A 3,800-nucleotide genomic window follows, 5' to 3' on the forward strand; every position below is an offset into this window, starting at 1 on the left:
GGTGACGCTGTCGTTGGAGGCGTCCGGGTCGTGCAGGGGGACGCCGGCCGGGCCGGGGCGTACGGTCGCCGTGCCCTCGGCGCCGTCGTAGTCCTCGGTCAGTTTCACCCGCAGGATGAACAGTTGGCTCTTTTCGGGAGCGAGGTCGAACGGCACGGGGCAGACGTAACGCCGGTGACCGGCCTCGAACGGCGCCGTCTCGGTGGCGCTGACCCGGAGCAGGCATTCGCCGTAAGGCCTGTCCTCCCCCTCCTCGTAGATGTTGCGGGACCCGACCATGCCCTTGGGCAGGGCGACGTCGACCACGACGACGGGCTTCTTGTCGACCACGTACACGGAGGCCGGTCCGTGGTTCACGGCCCTGAAGTCCAGAGTCCACCGGTCCTGATCGACCTCGACGGCGGCCGCGAAATCCGCGGAGTTGTCGGCCGCGACGGTGAACCGGCCCTCGGCACCCTTCTCGAACGCGCCTTCCGCCCCGGACGCCGGCACCAGGCGGAGTGCGGGCCCGGTGCCCTGGTGCCTGCCGACGCCGCCGGTGGTGGGTTCCCGGCCCGGCTCCAGCAGGCTGACCGAGTAGTCGACCACGTTGGTCAGGACCCGCTTGCCGACCTTGGCGGTGAGGGGGCTGCTCAGCTCCACGGTGGCCCCCACGGCCACGGGCTCGGTGACGACGCAGGTGACGGTCGTCCGGCCGGCCGGTTCGGGATCGAAGTCCTCGTCGTAGGTGCAGTTGGAGAACTTGTGGTCGAAGAGCAGACCGCCCTCCGATGCCCAGCGCAGCTGGATGCGCCGGTCCGTGGCCAGATCACCGGTGTTGCGGAGCCGGAGCGGGACGTCGATCCGGGACCCGACGGCGACGTGCGTCGTGTCCGGCACCTTGCCGACCACCAGGTTCGGTCCGCCGACGACCACCTTCGCCGTCGCGGTGGCACCGGTCCCGTGCTCGGCGGTGACGGCGTACTCGACCGTGCCGGTGTCGCCGGGTGTCGCACCCGTGGCCGCGCGCAGGGTGAAGTCGACCGACCGGCTCTGCGAGGATTCCTTGTTGACGCAGGTGAGGACCCGCCCGTCGGCCTCGCACCTCGGGTCGTCGACCGAGACGCTCGCGATGCCCGCCAGACCACGCGCGTCGATGACGAGCGTCTCGTCGGTGGGGACGGGAACCTGCGCCCCGCCGTCCTGGAATCCCCAGCCCACATGGACCGGCTGGGCCGCCTTTCCCACGTTGATCTGCTTGTCGGCACTGATCGTCGCGTACGCCTGCGTCGGCAGAGGGGACGGGTCGGCGGCGACAGCGGTCGTACCGGGTGCCAGGGCGAGCACCACGGCGGTCAGCACCGCTCCTAACACCATGCGCTTGGACTTCATGCGTAGTTCGATGCACGGGGTGCCCAGAAAGTTGCCCACGGGCGCGCCTGTTTCCGTGGGGCGCCCGCGGGGAAGGCGCCGGCCCTTTCCCGCGGAGGCGGGCTCGGACGCACCCGGCCGGCCGGCGCGCCCCGATCGCGCAAGGGGCGTGACGGCCCGTCAGGCTCGCTTCCGTGCCGGCTTCGGCTCGGCGGGAAGGGCTTCCTCTCGGCGGCGCAGCAGCAGCGGCGTCGCCAGCAGGAACACTCCGGCCAGCCCGATGGCCGCGTGCGGGCCGAGCAGGCTGCCCAGTACGCCCCACAGGGCCGTCAGGAGTGCGGTCGTGGCCTTGGTCGTCACCGCCCAGGCGGTCAGTGTGCGGGTGACCCGGTCGGTCGCGATGCGCTGGAGACGGTAGGTGGCGTGGACGGGGTTGAAGACCCCGCAGCAGAGGATGAGCCCGAACTCGACGCCGATCACCAGCAGCAGTCCGCCGGTGCCCGGCCCCAGGAAGGCCAGGCCGATGGGCCAGACGGCACGCAGCGCCCCGGCCGCGACCAGGACCTGGTGCTGCCCGAACCGGGTGGCGAGCGGCCGGGCCAGCCTCGATCCGAGCAGCCCGCCGATCGAGGGCGCGGCGAAGGCGAGGCCGTACTGCCACGGTGCGAACCCCAGCTGTCCGAGCATCTGGACGGCCAGCAGCGGTTGGGTGGCCATCACCAGGCCGTTGAACAGGGCGGTGTTGAAGAACAGTGGACGCAGGGCCGTGTCGGAGAGGATGTACCGCCAGCCGTCGAGCAGGTCCCCGGCGCGCATGCGAGCGGCCTCCCGGCGCTCGGGCCGCGGCTCGTGCCCGCCCGTCGCGCGGATGCCCAGGGCCGAGAGCAGGTGGCTGACCGCGTCGGCCACCACCGTCGCCGCCGGACCGAGCAGCCCGGTCGCCGCGCCGCCCAGCGGCGGCCCGACGACCGTGATCGTCCAGGCCGTGGACTCGAAGCGGGCGTTGGCGACGAGCAGGTCCTCGGCCGGCAGCAGGTTCTTCAGGTAGGCGCCGGAGGCGGCGCGGAAGGTGATGTCGGCCGCCGCGACGACGACCGAGACCAGCAGGAGCTGGAGGAAGGTGAGCGCGCCGAGCGCGAACGCGGAGGGAACCGTCAGCAGCGCCGCGAACCGCGTCAGGTCCGTCGCGATCAGCACCTGCCGCTTGCGGCGGAACTCCACCCACGGGCCGAGCGGCACGGCCACGGCCGCGCCCACCGCGGCCCCCACGGAGGACAGCGCGGCGACCTCGGCCGGTCCGGCGTGCAGCACCTGGACGGCGATCAGCGGGAACGCGCCGAAGGCGAGCCACGTGCCGAGCGCGCTGGTCCCGTACGCCGCCCAGAACCATCCGAACTGCCGCCCCAGCCGCTGTCCGCTCCTCATGCCCGGTCCCCCTCGCCCTTCACCCGCACAACCGATCCGCGATCGGAAGCATCCAAGCGAGGGCTGTGGCCAGGGATCAAACAACCGGAGGGGCGCGGGTCACAACCACTGGTTGTGACCTTAGGGTGTCGGCGTGGACCTCGACGCCGTACGGACCTTCGTCGCCGCCGCGGACGCGGGACGGTTCCAGGAGGCTGCCGCCGAGCTGGCGGTCACCCAGCAGGCCGTGTCCAAGCGCATCGCCGCGCTGGAACGCGACCTCGGCGTGCGGCTGTTCACCCGCACCGCCCGCGGCGCCCGGCTCAGCATCGACGGGCAGGCGTTCCTGCCCCACGCACGCGAACTGCTGCGCGTCGCCGAGCGCGCGCGGACATCCGTGCGCCCCGGCCGCCGTCCGCTGCGCGTCGACGTGATCGCCTCGCGCAGCGCGCCGTCGGGTCTGATGCGCGCCTTCCACCGCGCCCGTCCCGAGGTCGATCTCGACGTGGTGTGGCTGTTCGGCATCGAGACGGCCGTCGCCGCCCTCCGGTCCGGGACGATCGACGCCTCCTTCCGTGCCGTCGCCATGCCCGGTCGGCCCCTTCCCGAGGACATCGAGTCGGTCCGGGTGCTCGACGAGCCGCTCCAGCTCCTCACCGGTCCCGGCCACGCACTGGCGGGCGCCCGGTCGGTGACCCTCGCACAGCTCCCCGGGCACCGGATCTGGATGCCCGGCATCGTCCCCGGCACCGAGTGGGCTGCCTACTACGACGACCTCGTCGCCGAGTTCGGCCTCACCATCGAAGCCACCGGCCCCAACTTCGGCTCCGACGCGCTCCTCGACACCGTCGCCGACACCCCGGCCCTCGCCACCCTCATGAGCGAGCAGACCCGCCTCGTCTGGCCCGCCGGCCACGACCTGCGCCGCATCCCGGTCACCGACCCGACCCCCGTCTACCCGCACTCCCTCCTCTGGCACCGCGACAACCCCCACCCCGCGCTGGCCGTGCTCCGCGCCCATCTCACCGCCGCACCGGCGGGCCACG

3 protein-coding genes are annotated in these 3,800 nt (G+C 72.8%); 1 reads left to right on the forward strand and 2 read right to left on the reverse strand.

The genetic code is table 11. The features are described 5' to 3' along the window. Both B7767_RS40200 and B7767_RS40205 read right to left on the reverse strand, forming a co-directional pair. A partial coding sequence (locus B7767_RS40200) for a hypothetical protein (RefSeq protein WP_179167510.1) occupies nt 1-1,356 on the reverse strand: 1,356 nt, incomplete at its 3' end. A gap of 174 nt (nt 1,357-1,530) precedes the next feature. Then, nucleotides 1,531-2,775 carry an MFS transporter gene (locus B7767_RS40205; RefSeq protein WP_085576233.1) on the reverse strand — a complete coding sequence of 415 codons (1,245 nt, stop codon included), beginning with the start codon at nt 2,773-2,775 and terminating at the stop codon, nt 1,531-1,533. A 133-nt stretch (nt 2,776-2,908) separates the two neighbouring features. On the opposite strand from B7767_RS40205, the gene B7767_RS40210 reads away from it, so the two are divergent. Continuing rightward, nucleotides 2,909-3,800, forward strand: an 892-nt coding sequence (locus B7767_RS40210; protein ID WP_085576234.1) for a LysR family transcriptional regulator, incomplete at its 3' end; no start/stop codon positions are given.

This window comes from Streptomyces sp. 13-12-16, from assembly GCF_002114215.1.
Classification (GTDB): domain Bacteria; phylum Actinomycetota; class Actinomycetes; order Streptomycetales; family Streptomycetaceae; genus Streptomyces.

Bases quoted from the DNA above. Each gene is read 5' to 3' on its own strand.
- B7767_RS40205 (WP_085576233.1), bottom strand. From the start codon at position 2,775: ATGAGGAGCGGACAGCGGCTGGGGCGGCAGTTCGGATGGTTCTGGGCG.